Below are 15,132 nucleotides of genomic sequence, written 5' to 3'. Positions count from 1 at the left end.
GTAACGCTAAATTATGTCGTATTTATACTACTGTCTTATTTTAAAATCATCGGTCCCCACCGAATCGTGACAGCTTCAACCACTATACCAACAAGTTTGCTTCGAGGCGATTGCGTTGATGTAGATGATTGCAATGTATCATGCTATTTATTCACCGCAATTCTTTTGGCAACTCGCTCAGGACGCTTTTAGAAGAGCGTCGAGATGTGATTCGAGGCAAGACTCAAGAGCATCAGCACCATGCAGGAGCTCTTTAGTCAACTGCTTAAGCATTTCGTTTTCAAGAATATCGATGTCTGACTCAATATCTCGAATCGACTTAATTGCTTGTTGAACAGCTCCAATCCGGGATGCGGCTATAATCTGCAGGCTTCCTACCGGCGCAGCAGATAAAATCTCATATAGCGCAAGCAGGTTTTTCCCAGAAGGTGTAGAGCGCCCATCTTCCCATTTCCATACTGAATGAGAAGACACGCCTAATCGCTGTGCCAGCTCGCCTTGAGACAGTTTAAGCCGCTTTCGGATACGTTTAATCTCTTCAGGCTTCATGACGCACCCCACTTAAAATACGCTCATGAATTTCCTTCCGGTGCACGGGGATATGTCGTGGCGCATCGATACTCACACGAGCTTGGTAACGGCCAGCACGCAGGAGATGAAAAACAACATCAGGCATTACCTCTACCGAATCCCCAGGGCTGAGTATGGCGGAGGTATCACCCCAACTGAAGTGAGCTTGATTATATTTTACGGCTGAAAGTTTCACATTCAGCGTATTATTCACCACTAAAGACTCATCTAACTTTCTTGATAAGACCAGCATAGCAACCTCACTGTGTAAGTCCGGAACGAACCAAATGAAGACCAAGCTTGAGCTTTAAGCGCTCTTCTTTTTCTTCATCACTTAAATACGACTGAAAATTTAATCCTTTTACGTTTTCTGCTGGGCTGTGCATGCTAGAGCGCAATCGACGAATAGCCTTTACCTCTAAAACTTTCAGCCGACGCTCGGCTTCATCCTCTGTAATCCGAACAACAAACGTAACCGCTTCGTTTTCGAAATGTTCATTAACTCTTAAAGTCATCATGAAGATCCCTTTGCCAAGAGAAAGAGCAAAGCCGCTTATAGCGGCTTTATCGTGTATTACTGACCGTACCCGCCTTGCTGCTGTGGCGGCTGCCCATAACCGCCATGTTGCGGCTGTGCTTGACCGTAGCCATTCTGAGGCTGTTGAGCCTGCGGCTGACCAAACCAACCTTGCTGAGCTTGAGGTTGACCATACCCTCCTTGAGGCTGCTGTTGAGCTTGTGGCTGGTTGTTATAGCCACCTTGCTGCCCTTGATGTTGACTTGCTGATTGACCTGCGCCATTTCTCGCACCATCAAGCATTTTTAGCTCATTTGCAACTATCTCGGTCGTGTACTTATCTTGACCATTCTTATCTTGCCACTTACGGGTTTTTAGTCGCCCTTCGATGTAAACCTTTGCGCCTTTCTTCAAATACTCACCGGAGATTTCTGCCAAACGGCGATAGCAGACAATGCGATGCCATTCGGTTTCTTCTTTCTTTTCACCTGTCTGCTTATCCTTCCACGTTTCAGTGGTCGCTACACTGAAGTTGGCAACAGGTTGGCTGCTTTGTGTATAACGCACTTCGGGATCAGCACCTAAGTTACCGATGATTAAGATTTTCTGCATAGAGTTAGACATAGCTCATTCCTTAGTTAGTTTTGTTAGAGACAACTTAATTAAAACACGGAACGAAAACGCCACAACTTTTTTGGATGGTTATTTTGGTGGGTAAAAACTGAAAGTTAAGGGTGCAGGGGACTGCTACGCAACTAGAGCAAGCTGCGCAGCTCTTCAAGCTCAGAATCTTCCTTGGATAGCTCTTCTATTCGCCTGTCCAACAACTCCATTTTTTCTTTGTCATTGATGTCGCTATAGGCCTGACGCATTTCCTTTAAATCCTCTAAGCCAAGTTTTTTGCCTTTAGATTTTAGCGCTAACCCTTTTTTCTTTAATCGGCTAATTACATCTTCTGGGCTTTCAAGGCGAGGCTTCTGCTCATCTAAAACCCACTCGTAATGAAAAATCACACTTTCGATACGTCCTTTCGGCTTATCACCACGACGAACGAGCTCTATACCCAGCATAGTCTTTTCTGTGTATTTGCATTTATGCTCTTTGAATTTAATTTTTTTAATAGCATCAGACTTATCCAAGTCCTCTATTGCTCTACAAAGCACGTAGCGAACGAATTTACTGGGTATCGCGTAACTTCCTTTTCGATCACGCACCTTACCTTTTGAATCTTTAACACCAAAAACGAACATGAGTTCTTCGACAGGCCGACTAAACCATGGTTTGTCCGAATTCTTAAAGCGAGAAAGATACTGATATAAATTAACCCCATAATCAGAGCGCTGCAGTAAAAACACCTCTCTATCCACAAGTGCGAATGACTTTAATGCATCGGTAACGATAGGTATGACATCGCTGTGGACCTCAAAAATAAAATCACCATCCACATAATCTGCCTTATCGAATAAAGAGCGAAACATATAATCACTCTCAGTCTTATTTACGAAAGGAGCTATATCTACTTTAACCTCACTCAAGCTCTCTACTACATCCTTGAGTCTAGAGCCGACATAACGCCGCTCAATGCCAAAAAGCTCCCCAACCTGGGCCCCACTGAATACATGCTTAAACTCGGTAAAGTCAGAGCGATGGACAGCTTCCAGAAACATCAAAAACAACTGACTTTGCTGACCCGGTAAAAAAGAAGTTAACCGTAAGGCCTGATGACCTTTCTTAAATTCTTTAGATTTAATCACTGCATTACTTATCTTTCGCGAGCTCAAAACACTTTCTCCAGAGGCAACAGGAGTGGAAAGGCTAAAGTAGAAAATCCCACTTTTACTTTTCAAAACTTAACACGGTTAATGCGCACGCACAAACCAAAAAAAAACAATAATAAACAACAACTAACGAAGGAATATTAACCACTAAATAGATTCTAAAATTTAAAGTGGGTATTCTGGCTTGCAGAGTATAAAAACAGGCTCAACGCAACTCATTGAAATTTATGGTATATATTCCAAAACTGGAAAAAAATTTATGTGTTTTCCAGTTTTAATAAATCGTTTCCACTTGCGTAAAAAACCAAGCTACTTACAACAAGTTAAAATTGCATTTAAAACAACAAGTTATGAAACTTAAAAAATGAAATATAGTTTTGCAAGCGAGAATACCCACTTCATTAGTGGCTAAAAACGACACTTTTTGACTATGTGTATGTAAGCGACTGTTATTAATGTGGAAAAGCTGTGTTTTAAGCTTTTTGATGCAAGCCAGAATACCCACTTTGCAAGCCAGAATACCCCACTTTGCAAGCCAAATTCCCCAGTTTTGTTAGTGTCATTACCCACTTTGCAAGCCAGAATACCCACTTTGCAAGCTGGAGGCTTTGCCAATAAAGGCTTTGCACGTCTCTATAGATCTTTATAGATCTAATAGAGATCATAGTAATATTATAGACCCTGTGGACAGTGTGGATAAAAACACCTATAAACCACATTCGCTCCATTTAGATACCGTTTTTCTCACCTAAATGAAAAAAATAAACCTCACACGCCTTCATAATAACGTTCAAATTCGAATAGAAGGCGAACACTATGAAGAACCTCATTACATCATCAGCCTTGAGTTTTGCGTTACTGACAACATTCAATGCTACAGCTCAAACGAATAAACAAGCATTGGCTGAACGATTAACTCAGCTTACTAAGTTAGAAGTCATTGCGATTGAAGAGGCACCCATTGCCAATTTTGTCCAGCTTGTAACACCGCAAGGTATATTTTACGCATCAGAAGATGGCAAACATATTATTTCTGGCGGCATACATGAGTTTTCTAATGGCTTTCGCAGTTTAACCAATGAGCGAATGGGGGCAGTTAGAGGCCAGGCTATTAAAGAGTTAGAAGACACATTCATCACATACCGATCGCCTTCTGAGGAATATGAAGTCATCGTATTTTACGATCCCACCTGCCCATTTTGTAGACGAATGCATGAAAACATTGATTCATATTTAAACCAAGGAATTACGATTCATTACGCGGCATTTCCTCGTGGGGGCATTAATACGGCGTCGGCTCGACAACTAGATAGCATTTTTTGCGCAGACAATCCGAAATCGACATTGGATAATTCAATCGTAAATACACCTATTCCGCCAAAGGTTTGCACTGAAGAATCACCGGTAGCAAGCCATTATGCATTAGGAGAGCAACTAGGTGTTCGCGGAACTCCGGCTATTTACACGTTAAACACTGCAACTGCAATTGACGGCGGTGCACTTCCGGCAAACCAGCTGAGAGGGCGGCTCGATGCGCTTTAACATGATCACAACGTTAATAGCGACGTCACTGTTTCTTGGAAGCTCGATTGGTGTTGCTGAAGAACAACGTTTCACGGCTGATATTTCATTGCCTGAAAATCAGAGTTCACAAGAGTGGAATAATATTGCTATCGAAGAGAAGGCCGGTGGCATTATTGGCGTACAGAGAATTTACGTCGGTAACCTTGTTTTTGTCGAAGCACAAAATGAGAGTTTCCTGATCAGTGAAGATGGGCGCTTTTTGTTTCGCGGGGGTATTTTTCAAGATCGCTGGCAGGGGCAAAACGTAAATGACTTAGAGGCTGCATTTCGTGCAATGAGAATACCGCTTAGTCACTACCCAGTTGATCTAGATGAAGATGTCGCAAGCTTTCAAATAGGAAGCGCATCAACTTACCAGGGGGCTATTTTTGTAGACCCTACGACTCAGTTTTCAAGAGATATCGTCGCTGAAGTTTTAGAATCCCCAGAAAAATACAACATTCATGTTGTGTTAATGCCGGCAGTTGGTGGTGATGATGCTATGGCCCGGTCGATGTCCCTGTATTGTGCTTCAAACAAAGCCCAGGCAATCGAAGATTTAGCTTACAACACATCTGAATCTTTCAGTGCAATGAAACCTGGCTGCAAACGTGAAAAAGTGCCTATGTCACTTATGCTCAATAGTGCTTTTCGCATTGAGGGCATCCCTCATTTAATTCGCGCCGATGGACGAGTATCAGCTGGTAAGCCAGTTGATCTTCACAGTTGGTTCACAAAAGACACGAGGCAAACCCCATGAATTACAAGTCACTAGCATTAGGCCCTATTGCGTTAGCTATTTTAACGGGATGCTCCGCTAATATTGGAAAGAGCGAATTTGCTTGCCCAAACGGAACGACGAACAGTGATGGTGTTTGCGCTGGCCCTCGCGTTGTTTACGAGCTAACGCATAGCAGAACTGATTTATCTGAGCTTTCTAACGATCCAGAATATGCTCACTTACGTCCGACGGGTGCGAATACAAGCAATAACCCTCGCCGAAGCAATGGTCGTAATGATCGCCAACAACCACAACCAACACAGACATCAAGCTTGCAGCCTCAAGAGCACGGCGATACAGCTGAAACTATTTATCGTCCCCGAGATATTTCTCAGCAATCACCGGGGAACTATCAACGGGCAGAAGCAGTTCCTCAGCAACGTTTTGAGCGTCAGGGTTCAGATGAGTTCCAAGGTTGGCCAAACCATGATGAGCCTTTAGCTCCAGAGCCTCTAGCAGTATTTCAAGCGCCTGAAATCATGCGTGTCTTGGTTGCCGCATGGCCCGACAGCGCAGGCAACTTGAATATGCCAGGATATGTTTATGTCGAAGTGACCGAGCGAAAATTCAATGTTGGATCAGCTGCGAACAAACGCCCAACGCGTGTTGTTCCTTTTCAAATGCGTCAACAGTCACAAGAAGAGCTCCGACGCCAACAACAGAGAAGCCAGGGTGTTAATCCTCTTGGTGTAGAAAACCCACTTCGTAACCGAAACAATTAAGAGGCTAATCCATGGGTGTTTATCTTCGTCGATTAAAGCGCTTACTCAAGCATAACCCTTTCTCTGAGGTTTTCCCGGTTCGGGACTACTTAGAGGAAGATAAGGTGTTTGTGCTCGACGGTCCAGCTATTGGTGTCATGATGGTGTGTCAACCAACCAATGGCATTAATGACGAAATTAGGAACTCTCTTCAGCACCTATACCAGCTTGAGTTACCAAAAGGCTCTACATTACAAGCTAGCCTTGTTTCTCTTCCTGATATCGAAGATACCCTTTATGGATATAGAGCTATTCGTGGCTCTCGTGCAGTCGGTGAGGATAAAGAAAAAATTGAGGCTATTGCAAAAGCAGGGCATGACTTTTTTGAAAACTCAACGCGGGACCCAGCCAATGATAAAGGCTTTCTTTTTCGAGATTACGAATTTTGGTTTACGGTGAAGATTCCAATCAAGGGTGCTTGGCCAACTGAAAAAGAAATTCGTGAACTAAATGAGATTGTAAAAAACATCCATGCTTCGTTAGGGACTTTTCACCCTGTCATTTCTGATGACACAGATTGGTACCGGCGTATGCATGTGCTTTTAAACATGTACGATGGGGAGTACATCGGCACACCAAAGCACAAACAAACGATACCGATGGACCGTGATTTGAGAGATAGACTCTTGGAGGACGGTAAGCGTGTCGAAATAACACCGCAAGGCATTAACATTTATAACCAGTTCGATGAAGTATGCGAACACATTAAGACGATGACAATATCCAAACTTCCTGACACTGTCGGTTATGGAATTATGCATGACTTAGTTGGTGATTGGCGCCGAGGTATGGAATTTATCGACACGCATTTTATGCTAACCCTCAACATCGTTGTTCCTGATCAGCTAAAAGAAAAAGAAAAAGTTATTGGGAAAAGGAATTTTGTAACGAACCAAGCCCGAGGTTCGGTACTAAAATATCTGGATAAGCTAAGATACCAAAAATATGATCTCGATGAGGTCATGAGAGAGATAGAGCAAGAGGGAGCATCACTAGCTCGCTATGCATTGCAACTAACTATCTTTGGGAAACATAGCGATGCTGTGGATGCCAGTTGTAAAAAAATCATCGGTATGATGCGCGTTAAAAATGTTCGCGCGACAATGGACTCGCATTTCACAAGCCCTAACTTCATTGCAACACTCCCGTTTGGGTTGCATGAGGAATACACGAAACATAGCCGTAAGTTTATGTTGGCAACAAGTAAAGCCTTGCCATTTTTAACTCCTCACATTGCATCCTGGAAAGGGAACACCAACTATCCTATTTTGCAGTTTGTTTCACGACTAGGGCAAGTGGTAAACGTGGATCTTTTCAAGTCAGAAACAAATTACAACATGGCGGTGGCAGCCGCCTCAGGAAGTGGAAAGTCATTTTTAACCGGTTATATCGTAAATGGATATTTGAATTCTGGAGTGAAAATTCAAAGCGATCCAGATACAGGCCTTGGAACAGAGGAGTACAACGATGCTGGCCAGGTATTTATCATGGATGTTGGTTATTCATACAAAGGGTTAGCCGAGCAATATAGCGACTCGCAGTATTTAGAGTTTGGTGATGACTTTAAATACAGCTTGAATCCGTTTCCCGCAGTAGATGAGATGAGTGGGGCGGAAGGACAAGCTGGAATGATATCGTCAATCATCAAGGTAATGGCGAGCCCTAATGGCACCGTGTCTAACTACCAAAACGCAGAGATATTAGCGCTTTTAGACAAGCTTTGGTCAATAAAAGCCCGGGAAGCCACAATTACAGACTTTCAGATTTTATGCTTTGAGCATGAGTCTCCTGATATGAATATCATCGGCTCTCAGCTATCTCCATTTTGTGAAGAGACTAAATATAGCTCTCGGGGTGTTTATGCATCGTTATTTTCTAATGAGCGTCCTGCAGTATCCTATGATTCAAGACTCGTTGTATGTGAACTTGAGCGCATTAAGGGCAGCAAGCATTTGCAAGTTATCACCCTGATGTCTACTATCATGGCGATTCAAAAGAAAATGTTTCTTGGTGGCACCCGAACACGCTCGCTTTTTGTGCTTGAAGAAGCGTGGGAGTGGATTTCATCATCGAACACAACAGGCATGTTTGTATTTTTCGCAGAGTTCTTAGAGGCCGGTTGGCGTCGATTCCGTAAAGCGAATGCTGCGGGAATTTGTGTTACCCAGTCGGTTATGGATTATTACGAATCTCCGTTGGGACGAGCGATAATTGAAAACTCTGCATGGTTTGTTTTGCTGAAGCAAAAAGCAGAAGCGATTGAGAAGCTAGAAGAAAGTAAAAAGTACTCGGGCTCAAAAGCTGATTACCAGCTAATGCGCTCTTTACGCAAACTTACCCCTAATGCGTATTCAGACGAGGCTTTTTCTGAAATTGTATTGAAAAATGATGGGGTTGGTGATTTAGTAAGACTTATTGCAAGTCGAAAAATGCAGCTTATTCTTACAACAGAGCCAAACGAAAAAGCCCGCCGTCAAGAGCTTATTGATTCGGGTATGTCGTTTAATGAAGCAATTGAATACATGCTGTCTGAAGATGAACGCCGGAAAGAACAACGAAAAGCAAGTTAAAGTAAGGACACTATAACGTGACAAGTTCCTATTCAGAATTAATTTTAAAAGTTCGAGAGATTGCAACGACAAGAAAGGTTGTTTCACTCTACAATGAAGATACAGCCATGGAACTGCTTCGTTTAATTAATCTGCCTGATGTGACAAGTAGCTCACTGTCAAAGGCTGTACTTAAAAGCCCAACGTTAACAAGCAAAGTAATAAGCCTTGCGAATAGAACACGCCGCGATTTAACAACTCCTCCTATTACGGATTTAAAAAAAGCGGTAATTCGTATTGGCCGATTAGGCTGCGCTGATGCAATAGTTCGACTTGAGCGAGCATCGATGCTCGAGAGCGCAAACGAAGAATGGAAAACTGTCGCAGAGTCATTGGAGAATATGTGTGATGCGGTATCACAAATGGCGAGACGGAAAAGCTTGGAGACTTCTTCTAGCAATGTTACTGATACAGTCTTTTTATCGATGTTGTTATGCTCAGGTTTATTTATACAAGTTTATGCGGCAAGCGAGCTAGGTTATAAAGCAACCTCGGAAAACAGAGCCATGGTGCTTCAGCTCGATAAAGACGTAACGCTGTTAACACTCCAGGCATTAAAGCTACCGGCGGATATTGTTTCTAGAGTCAATATGGCCGAGTATAACCCAGATGATATCGAAGGACAAATTGCAACTGATGTATGGAAAAACGTGAGTAATATGATTGTATTTTAACCTTTCATGGCAAATATGAAATGAACAAAAAAAAGACGTTAATCGCTGAGACTACATCAACAACAGAATTTGCAACGCCCTCGGAGATACTTGAGGTTGTGAAATACATTGCAAAGCACTATCTAATTGACGGAAAGATTCAATTTAGCGACTCGAAGCAACACATAAAACTGCAGTACAGCCAAACGGGACGGGCATTTGAACCAATTATTTCTCCACTGTCTGGGGCGTGGGATGAATCCCTCCCAGAAGACAAGATCGTGATACGCGGCGTTGTATGTCAGTGTGAAAACGGCTCGATAGCCAAGAGCATTAATCAGCTTAACAGTGACCACCCTGATATTAAGCTTTATATCGACAATAAAGAAGTTGTGCTCGATCGCATTTTTTCGATGACAGGCGGCGTCACAATAAATCATCTTATTGAAACCATCCTAGAGTTCGCAGCCAATCAATCCCTATTAAATAAAGCCCTGCAACCATAAATCCAAAAAAGTTGCGCTACCTCAAAAGCGGGGTAACGTAACTTTGGAACACTAACTAAAAATGGAGAAACCCCCATGAAACACGCATTATTAGCGTTAATTAGCGTCATTATGGCTGTGGGCTGCTCTAGCAAGCCGGTACCAGAGCCAGAAAATGAAATGAATGTACGCCTAATGGAGCTTCAAGCTCAGCAACAAGAGATGCTTGAGCGTCAACGCGCACTTGAACAGCAAGCAAGACAAGATGAACTAGATATTTTGCCTGATTGGGTCGAGTCACCTCCCGATGCGGATGCAACGGGCTTTTACGGCGTAGGTATTGCGCAGTCTAAAGCCTTGAACCATTCACGCCGTGCGGCCAGGCTGCTTGCGGAATTTGAGTTGGCGACACAGTATCGCAATGAAATCTCAGGCTCCGAGCGCTCTTTTGAAGAAAGTCGAGCGAGCGGTGATGTGAATACTCAAACGACCTTCCTGATTGACCGAATTATCGATGCGGTACCAGTTGTCGGCTATCAAATTGTCGATCAACAAATTAAGGCCCACAATGGTCAATTTTTCACTTATGTATTACTCAAGCTTCCTTATGACCAGTTCAATGCGGCATTGCAGCAACAACGAGAGGCTGAAACAGATAGTCGAGTACAGGCTCAGTTTGATGACTTAGAGCGTCGTTTAACAATCCGACGCCAAGAACGCGAAGAAGCGGCTCAGCGAGAGCACGAGCGTGACATTGAGCGGATAGAGGCGCGTACACGAGCGCTCAACAATGAAACTCGAGAGACAGCCGAGGCAGACGAAGTAGGCACTGGTGGTCGATAATGATGTTCAGAAATCACTTGATTGTGGCGACTGCGATTTATGCAGTTGCTACAAACATTGGGGTTTCATTCTTTGACTGGCCACTCCAATGGGAGTTGGTGTGGAGGTATGGGCTGGTATTGCTTGGGTGTAGCTTGGTTGATATTGACTACCCATCATCTACGGTAGGTAAGCGCGTCAAGTGGATATCATGGCCGATATACGTGTTGTTTGGTCACCGCGGCATTACCCATAGTGCATTCATGGTGGCTATTATTTTTGGGGCTGCATGGGCCTTCGAATTTAGAGCGCTGTATTGGCTAGGTCTTGGTTGGGTTTTACATCTGGTTGGTGATTATCTGACTGATAGTGGTATTCCGCTCATGTGGCCAAGCAAGCGACGATACAGATTTCCTGTCTATGCCAGCACCAATTCGTTAAGCGAGCCGATTATGGTGGGTATCATTACCATAGGCTCTATTATTTTTGTGATTTTCATTTAAGGAATGGCTGTATGAGTAACCCATGGGGGGAAAAGGCAATAACAGGGTATGAGCATGTATCAGATATTGAGCTGGAAAACGAAATTCAAATTTCGCTCCTAAAGGAGCAGGGCGATTTGATTGAATTTGCCACAGCGAAAGAGATTCAAGGTACGCTTGATGAAATGCTGCTCGGCAAAAGCTTCAGGCAAGGCGCATCCATTGTTGCCGAAACACCAATTGGTAAAATTGAAATTACAGCTCCAGAGCTCGGGAATGAGTGGTTTGAAGGAAATAATATCACCAGCATTCTACTGATAAAAGTTTATCTCGAAGGCATTCAGGTGAACAAATCTAAGCTTCCAAAAGCCATCGAAGAGTCCGCGGTCGGAGGTGTGTGTGAGATAAAAGAAGATGGCACAATCGTATTCAAAAGCGTGATAGACTTCACTCAAAGCATAACCGACTTTGACTTGCGAATTGCACTTCAAGATTTGATGGATTACGCTCGAAGGATCTATAAGAAGATAGTAATTTCAGAAGAATTCAATTAAGGCTCGCAAAGTTATTATAGAGCCTTAATTGATGAGGTTGTTATCACTCAATTCGAAACCTGGCTTCATCTCCATCCAAAACATAATCAACATCATCAGTATCGGCATCTTCGTTTTCAGGCTCCTCGATATCTTCTATGGTAAGCGAAGAAAAGTCTACATCAGCAAAAGGTACCCAGTATGACAAGTCTCCGGTGGCAGTAATAATAAACATGTGGCGATTATCGGTGATCGCAATCACTTGAGCGATAGGTCCAGTAACAAGGCGCAAGAAAGCGATATTAATTTTTGACTCATCTACCGCCTCACAATTTCGACTGAACTGGCGCACCTGTCGCATTACGGAATCAAGCTCATCAATTTGCTCCCATCGCGCCCGAACCTCACCGCCGTCCATAAATACAGTTTCTCTACTAAGTTTAATGTCTCGAATGCCACGAGTTGACTCAATGCCATCACAAGCATCATCAGTTGTTAACCAATGGCCGGAGGCTTCAATCAAGAATTGATTTTCGCTGAGGAGTCGGTATGTCGCACTTCCGTCAAGAGATCTATTATCTGCAGGAGAGCAGGCAATAACGCTCGATGCAAAAAGCGTCATGGTAAAACATTTCAATAAAGCTCGTTTCACAAAATCACCTCTAACAAAAAAGCATACACAGGAGTGTACGCTTTCGTCGTGGTGAAAAAATCTATTTAGGGAGAGAATTCGCCCCCTAAATGACTCAAGCTAGCGAATGAAGGCTGTTCATCACAACATCTGAACTTATTCTTCCATCAAAGTTTTCAAGGTATTGAGCAAGCGCCATGTGACCAATCATCATGGCTTCAACCATGGGGATGGGGACTGCTTTAGTGCCATTTTGCCCGTCGAATACCTTAAAGAACACACTACCATTGTTCGGCTGGCGCTCCATTTCAAAACCTTTATCTTTGTTTGGGCCATGCGCCTTATAAGCACATGAACTGCGCACACCAAGAAGCACTGCTATGACGTAAGGTAGCTCAAGTCGTGTGATTTGAATTATACTTTTTCTTTGCCAATCATATACTTCTTTCCCTTGGATTTTGTAGGCAGCATCAATCTGAATTGTTTTCCACCCCTTACCTGTTTTACCGCCTCTCGTTTCAGCTTCAAAAAATTCTAAAGCTGCTTTACCCCCAAAGACCTTGAGGCGCATAACATCCGCCCATTGCTGCTCAGAACGGTTGTTCGCAACATTCGATGGCTGCTTTCCGTGAAAAGGTGCTTGACCTGCGTGTTGCATTTGCTGTCCTTGTTGGGGAGCGTTTGGATGCTGTGATGGCAGGTTGTTTGGTTGTGGGTAACGCGCTGGTGAATAATGCATAAGAACTCCTTACGATTTGCATACTACCAAGATTACTACCTATATGAATACCGCAAATTTTTTCGATTATTTGCACCATAAAATAGCACCCTAAATGAAGAAAAGCTTGGAGGTTGACGCTGTATATTTGACGCTGTGTAAAATTTTCATGGGGTTAAGGCATGTTTCGTGTGATCGCACTGATGATTCTGATGTTTTCAGCAGGAAGCTATTCGGCAGAGCAGAGTCTAGTCAAACATTTAGATGAAATTAATGCGTTTCCTATTGCTCAGCAAGTCGATCGCTCAAACGACATGCCTGTAACAACAATTGATACAGGCATGATCAGAGATCCTAATGGGCAGTTAGCTAGGGGCCCCCATGATGTTGTTTTTACTTTGAGTAGCAACGCCGCATTCGCGGTATACGTGGAAGGTCATAAGGTTGAGCCAGGGCACACGCACTCAATGGTGGTTAACCTTACCAGTGTTAATCATCGACTCATATTACCAATATACCCAGCGTCGAATAATACGACTGGGACAGTCAACTTTGAGCTAAACATCCCTTTTTTAAACGTTAAGGTCTGTCCAGAAGGTTTTCAGGAAAGGCCCGGCGATTGTTATCGCATCGAGTTTTCAGAAATAAATTATATTTGCCCTAGTGATTTCAATTTCTCAAACTCACTCAATGATTGTAGACGTACACATTCATTTCCGCTTGCAAACACATGCCCGTCCGGGTACACGCAAGCCGGAGACACCTGTACCAACCTTCTAACTACAGATGTAACGTTTGAATGCCCAAGCGACTTCTATTTTGACGGCAATGACTGCGTAAGAAAAACCTATGAAAGCAGTTTAGTCTGTGAAGTTGGTTTTGATTACAATTCCAACACCGGTAGATGCCAAAAGCAAGTTGATACATATCAAGCTCAATCACCTTGTCCGCAAGGATACAGTAGCTCTGGAGATCAATGCATTCGGGAGCTATCACAACAACCAGCAGAACTGTTATGCCCAGATAGCCACAGCAACATCGACGCTGAACTAAACAAATGCTTTACCATTCAGGAGGCACCTATAGGTCATGAGCCGCCTTCAAGTGAAAACGATTGCTGGCTCGGATACCAATGGTTGAACTCGCAATGCGTTGAATTCCTAGAGCCGTCTTTGGAATGCCCAAATGATATGCAGCTTAAAGATGGTTCATGCCTCAAGTTGGAAGCTATACCAGCAGGGAATTACTGTGGCGATACCATGAGTTTAACAACTGAATGTGCAGTGTACGAACTATCAGATACCGGCGCATATTGTAGTAGTGGGTATATTTACCAGAGTGGAGACAATAATTGCTTAAAAATAGACACGGCTCCGGCCACTCGAGTGTGTGTTGATGGTTACTCCCTAAGTGCCGACAACCTAACATGCGAAAGAACAGATCTTATTGAATTAGAAATTAGCTGTCCTGCGGGAATGGTTAGATCAGATGATGGGGAGTTTTGTTACGAGGAATATTCACAACCGGCTGTTCAAGAATGTCCAGAAGGGGCAGGGTGGACGAAAGATGGGACTCAATGTAATTACTTCGATTCTGATGAAGTTTCGTCTTGTCCTGCGGGCTATACGCTGAGAGACGGTTCGTGTCACCGATTAGAGGTGAAGTCACAACTTTGCTCCGCTGGTTATATCAATCAAGGTAATGGAACATGTTCAAGACATGAAACGCAAGACGCAACTCCGACTTGCGGAACCGGTTACACCTACAACAGCAGTACATCGCGCTGCGAGCGCACCGATACTATTGATGCCAGCCCTCAATGCGGAACGGGTTACACCTACAACAGTAGTGCTGGACGTTGCGAGCGTACCGACACCCAAGGGGCGTCGCCGACCTGCCCGGCCAATTATAACTACAACAGCAGCACATCGCGCTGCGAGCGCACCGATACTATTGATGCCAGTCCTCAATGCGGAACGGGTTACACCTACAACAGTAGTGCTGGACGTTGCGAGCGTACCGACACCCAAGGGGCGTCGCCGACCTGCCCGGCCAATTATAACTACAACAGCAGCACATCGCGCTGCGAGCGCACCAATACTATTGACGCCAATCCGGTTTGTGGGAGTGGTTACACGTACAATGCGGCGAATGCGCGTTGTGAAAAATTAGAGAATCAAGCCGCGAGTGCGACCTGTCCAAGTGGGTACACTTACAACAGTGCTGCGG

Annotated in this window: 17 protein-coding genes; 10 read left to right on the top strand and 7 right to left on the bottom strand. The window is 43.8% G+C overall.

Annotated features, from left to right (window positions below; translation table 11 throughout):
• Window positions 1–177: 177 nt before the first annotated feature.
• From M1L23_RS00120 to M1L23_RS00100, 5 genes are all read right to left on the bottom strand, one after another.
• A complete protein-coding gene (locus M1L23_RS00120; RefSeq protein ID WP_252624901.1) occupies window positions 178–549 on the bottom strand; it encodes a helix-turn-helix domain-containing protein in 372 nt (123 codons plus the stop codon).
• On the bottom strand, window positions 539–823 hold the full coding sequence (locus M1L23_RS00115) for a carbon storage regulator (protein WP_252624900.1): 285 nt from the start codon (window positions 821–823) through the stop codon (window positions 539–541). The genes M1L23_RS00120 and M1L23_RS00115 overlap by 11 nt, the downstream gene beginning before the upstream one ends.
• Before the next feature lie 7 nt (window positions 824–830).
• Window positions 831–1,088, bottom strand: a complete 258-nt coding sequence (locus tag M1L23_RS00110) for a hypothetical protein (protein WP_252624899.1) — start codon at window positions 1,086–1,088, stop codon at window positions 831–833.
• Window positions 1,089–1,144: 56 nt separating this feature from the next.
• Window positions 1,145–1,711 carry a single-stranded DNA-binding protein gene (locus M1L23_RS00105; protein ID WP_252624898.1) on the bottom strand — a complete coding sequence of 189 codons (567 nt, stop codon included), beginning with the start codon at window positions 1,709–1,711 and terminating at the stop codon, window positions 1,145–1,147.
• A 131-nt stretch (window positions 1,712–1,842) separates the two neighbouring features.
• The gene (locus M1L23_RS00100) at window positions 1,843–2,934 is read right to left on the bottom strand and encodes a replication initiation protein (protein WP_252624897.1); all 1,092 of its coding nucleotides are present in this window, start codon (window positions 2,932–2,934) and stop codon (window positions 1,843–1,845) included.
• Between the two features lie 747 nt (window positions 2,935–3,681).
• Here M1L23_RS00100 and M1L23_RS00095 point away from each other — a divergent pair.
• The 9 genes from M1L23_RS00095 to M1L23_RS00055 all read left to right on the top strand — a co-directional run bounded on the left by M1L23_RS00095 (window position 3,682) and on the right by M1L23_RS00055 (window position 11,575).
• Window positions 3,682–4,407 carry a thioredoxin fold domain-containing protein gene (locus M1L23_RS00095; protein ID WP_252624896.1) on the top strand — a complete coding sequence of 242 codons (726 nt, stop codon included), beginning with the start codon at window positions 3,682–3,684 and terminating at the stop codon, window positions 4,405–4,407.
• A 1-nt stretch (window position 4,408) separates the two neighbouring features.
• Window positions 4,409–5,188 (top strand): thioredoxin domain-containing protein, encoded by a 780-nt coding sequence (locus M1L23_RS00090; RefSeq protein ID WP_252624895.1) that lies wholly within the window; start codon window positions 4,409–4,411, stop codon window positions 5,186–5,188.
• Entirely contained in the window at window positions 5,185–5,931 is a 747-nt protein-coding gene (locus M1L23_RS00085) for a TraV family lipoprotein (RefSeq protein WP_252624894.1), read from the top strand. Before M1L23_RS00090 ends, M1L23_RS00085 begins: the two co-directional genes overlap by 4 nt.
• A gap of 11 nt (window positions 5,932–5,942) precedes the next feature.
• Window positions 5,943–8,540 carry a TraC family protein gene (locus M1L23_RS00080; protein WP_252624893.1) on the top strand — a complete coding sequence of 866 codons (2,598 nt, stop codon included), beginning with the start codon at window positions 5,943–5,945 and terminating at the stop codon, window positions 8,538–8,540.
• Window positions 8,541–8,557: 17 nt separating this feature from the next.
• Window positions 8,558–9,253 (top strand): HDOD domain-containing protein, encoded by a 696-nt coding sequence (locus tag M1L23_RS00075; RefSeq protein WP_252624892.1) that lies wholly within the window; start codon window positions 8,558–8,560, stop codon window positions 9,251–9,253.
• Window positions 9,254–9,273: 20 nt separating this feature from the next.
• Window positions 9,274–9,738 carry a hypothetical protein gene (locus M1L23_RS00070; RefSeq protein WP_252624891.1) on the top strand — a complete coding sequence of 155 codons (465 nt, stop codon included), beginning with the start codon at window positions 9,274–9,276 and terminating at the stop codon, window positions 9,736–9,738.
• A 75-nt stretch (window positions 9,739–9,813) separates the two neighbouring features.
• Window positions 9,814–10,560: a hypothetical protein gene (locus M1L23_RS00065; RefSeq protein WP_252624890.1), complete on the top strand. Its 747-nt coding sequence runs from the start codon at window positions 9,814–9,816 to the stop codon at window positions 10,558–10,560.
• A complete protein-coding gene (locus M1L23_RS00060; protein ID WP_252624889.1) occupies window positions 10,560–11,042 on the top strand; it encodes a metal-dependent hydrolase in 483 nt (160 codons plus the stop codon). Before M1L23_RS00065 ends, M1L23_RS00060 begins: the two co-directional genes overlap by 1 nt.
• 11 nt (window positions 11,043–11,053) lie before the next feature.
• Entirely contained in the window at window positions 11,054–11,575 is a 522-nt protein-coding gene (locus M1L23_RS00055; RefSeq protein WP_252624888.1) for a hypothetical protein, read from the top strand.
• Window positions 11,576–11,618: 43 nt separating this feature from the next.
• Here M1L23_RS00055 and M1L23_RS00050 read toward each other — a convergent pair whose 3' ends face one another.
• Together M1L23_RS00050 and M1L23_RS00045 are read right to left on the bottom strand one after the other, a co-directional pair.
• Window positions 11,619–12,206, bottom strand: a complete 588-nt coding sequence (locus M1L23_RS00050) for a hypothetical protein (RefSeq protein ID WP_252624887.1) — start codon at window positions 12,204–12,206, stop codon at window positions 11,619–11,621.
• A gap of 94 nt (window positions 12,207–12,300) precedes the next feature.
• On the bottom strand, window positions 12,301–12,924 hold the full coding sequence (locus tag M1L23_RS00045) for a hypothetical protein (RefSeq protein WP_252624886.1): 624 nt from the start codon (window positions 12,922–12,924) through the stop codon (window positions 12,301–12,303).
• 161 nt (window positions 12,925–13,085) lie between these two features.
• On the opposite strand from M1L23_RS00045, the gene M1L23_RS00040 reads away from it, so the two are divergent.
• Window positions 13,086–15,132: hypothetical protein (locus tag M1L23_RS00040; RefSeq protein ID WP_252624885.1), on the top strand; the 2,047-nt coding region annotated here is incomplete at its 3' end.

Origin of the sequence: Aliidiomarina quisquiliarum (assembly GCF_023922585.1) — a bacterium.
Lineage (GTDB): Bacteria > Pseudomonadota > Gammaproteobacteria > Enterobacterales > Alteromonadaceae > Aliidiomarina > Aliidiomarina quisquiliarum.
The sequence above is the reverse complement of the archived record's forward strand: the minus strand, read 5'-3'. Positions and strand labels throughout refer to the sequence as shown.

Bases quoted from the DNA above. Each gene is read 5' to 3' on its own strand.
- M1L23_RS00120 (WP_252624901.1), bottom strand. From the start codon at position 549: ATGAAGCCTGAAGAGATTAAACGTATCCGAAAGCGGCTTAAACTGTCT.
- M1L23_RS00045 (WP_252624886.1), bottom strand. From the start codon at position 12,924: ATGCATTATTCACCAGCGCGTTACCCACAACCAAACAACCTGCCATCA.
- M1L23_RS00055 (WP_252624888.1), top strand. From the start codon at position 11,054: ATGAGTAACCCATGGGGGGAAAAGGCAATAACAGGGTATGAGCATGTA.
- M1L23_RS00060 (WP_252624889.1), top strand. From the start codon at position 10,560: ATGATGTTCAGAAATCACTTGATTGTGGCGACTGCGATTTATGCAGTT.
- M1L23_RS00070 (WP_252624891.1), top strand. From the start codon at position 9,274: ATGAACAAAAAAAAGACGTTAATCGCTGAGACTACATCAACAACAGAA.
- M1L23_RS00090 (WP_252624895.1), top strand. From the start codon at position 4,409: ATGATCACAACGTTAATAGCGACGTCACTGTTTCTTGGAAGCTCGATT.
- M1L23_RS00115 (WP_252624900.1), bottom strand. From the start codon at position 823: ATGCTGGTCTTATCAAGAAAGTTAGATGAGTCTTTAGTGGTGAATAAT.
- M1L23_RS00085 (WP_252624894.1), top strand. From the start codon at position 5,185: ATGAATTACAAGTCACTAGCATTAGGCCCTATTGCGTTAGCTATTTTA.
- M1L23_RS00095 (WP_252624896.1), top strand. From the start codon at position 3,682: ATGAAGAACCTCATTACATCATCAGCCTTGAGTTTTGCGTTACTGACA.
- M1L23_RS00105 (WP_252624898.1), bottom strand. From the start codon at position 1,711: ATGTCTAACTCTATGCAGAAAATCTTAATCATCGGTAACTTAGGTGCT.
- M1L23_RS00065 (WP_252624890.1), top strand. From the start codon at position 9,814: ATGAAACACGCATTATTAGCGTTAATTAGCGTCATTATGGCTGTGGGC.
- M1L23_RS00110 (WP_252624899.1), bottom strand. From the start codon at position 1,088: ATGATGACTTTAAGAGTTAATGAACATTTCGAAAACGAAGCGGTTACG.
- M1L23_RS00080 (WP_252624893.1), top strand. From the start codon at position 5,943: ATGGGTGTTTATCTTCGTCGATTAAAGCGCTTACTCAAGCATAACCCT.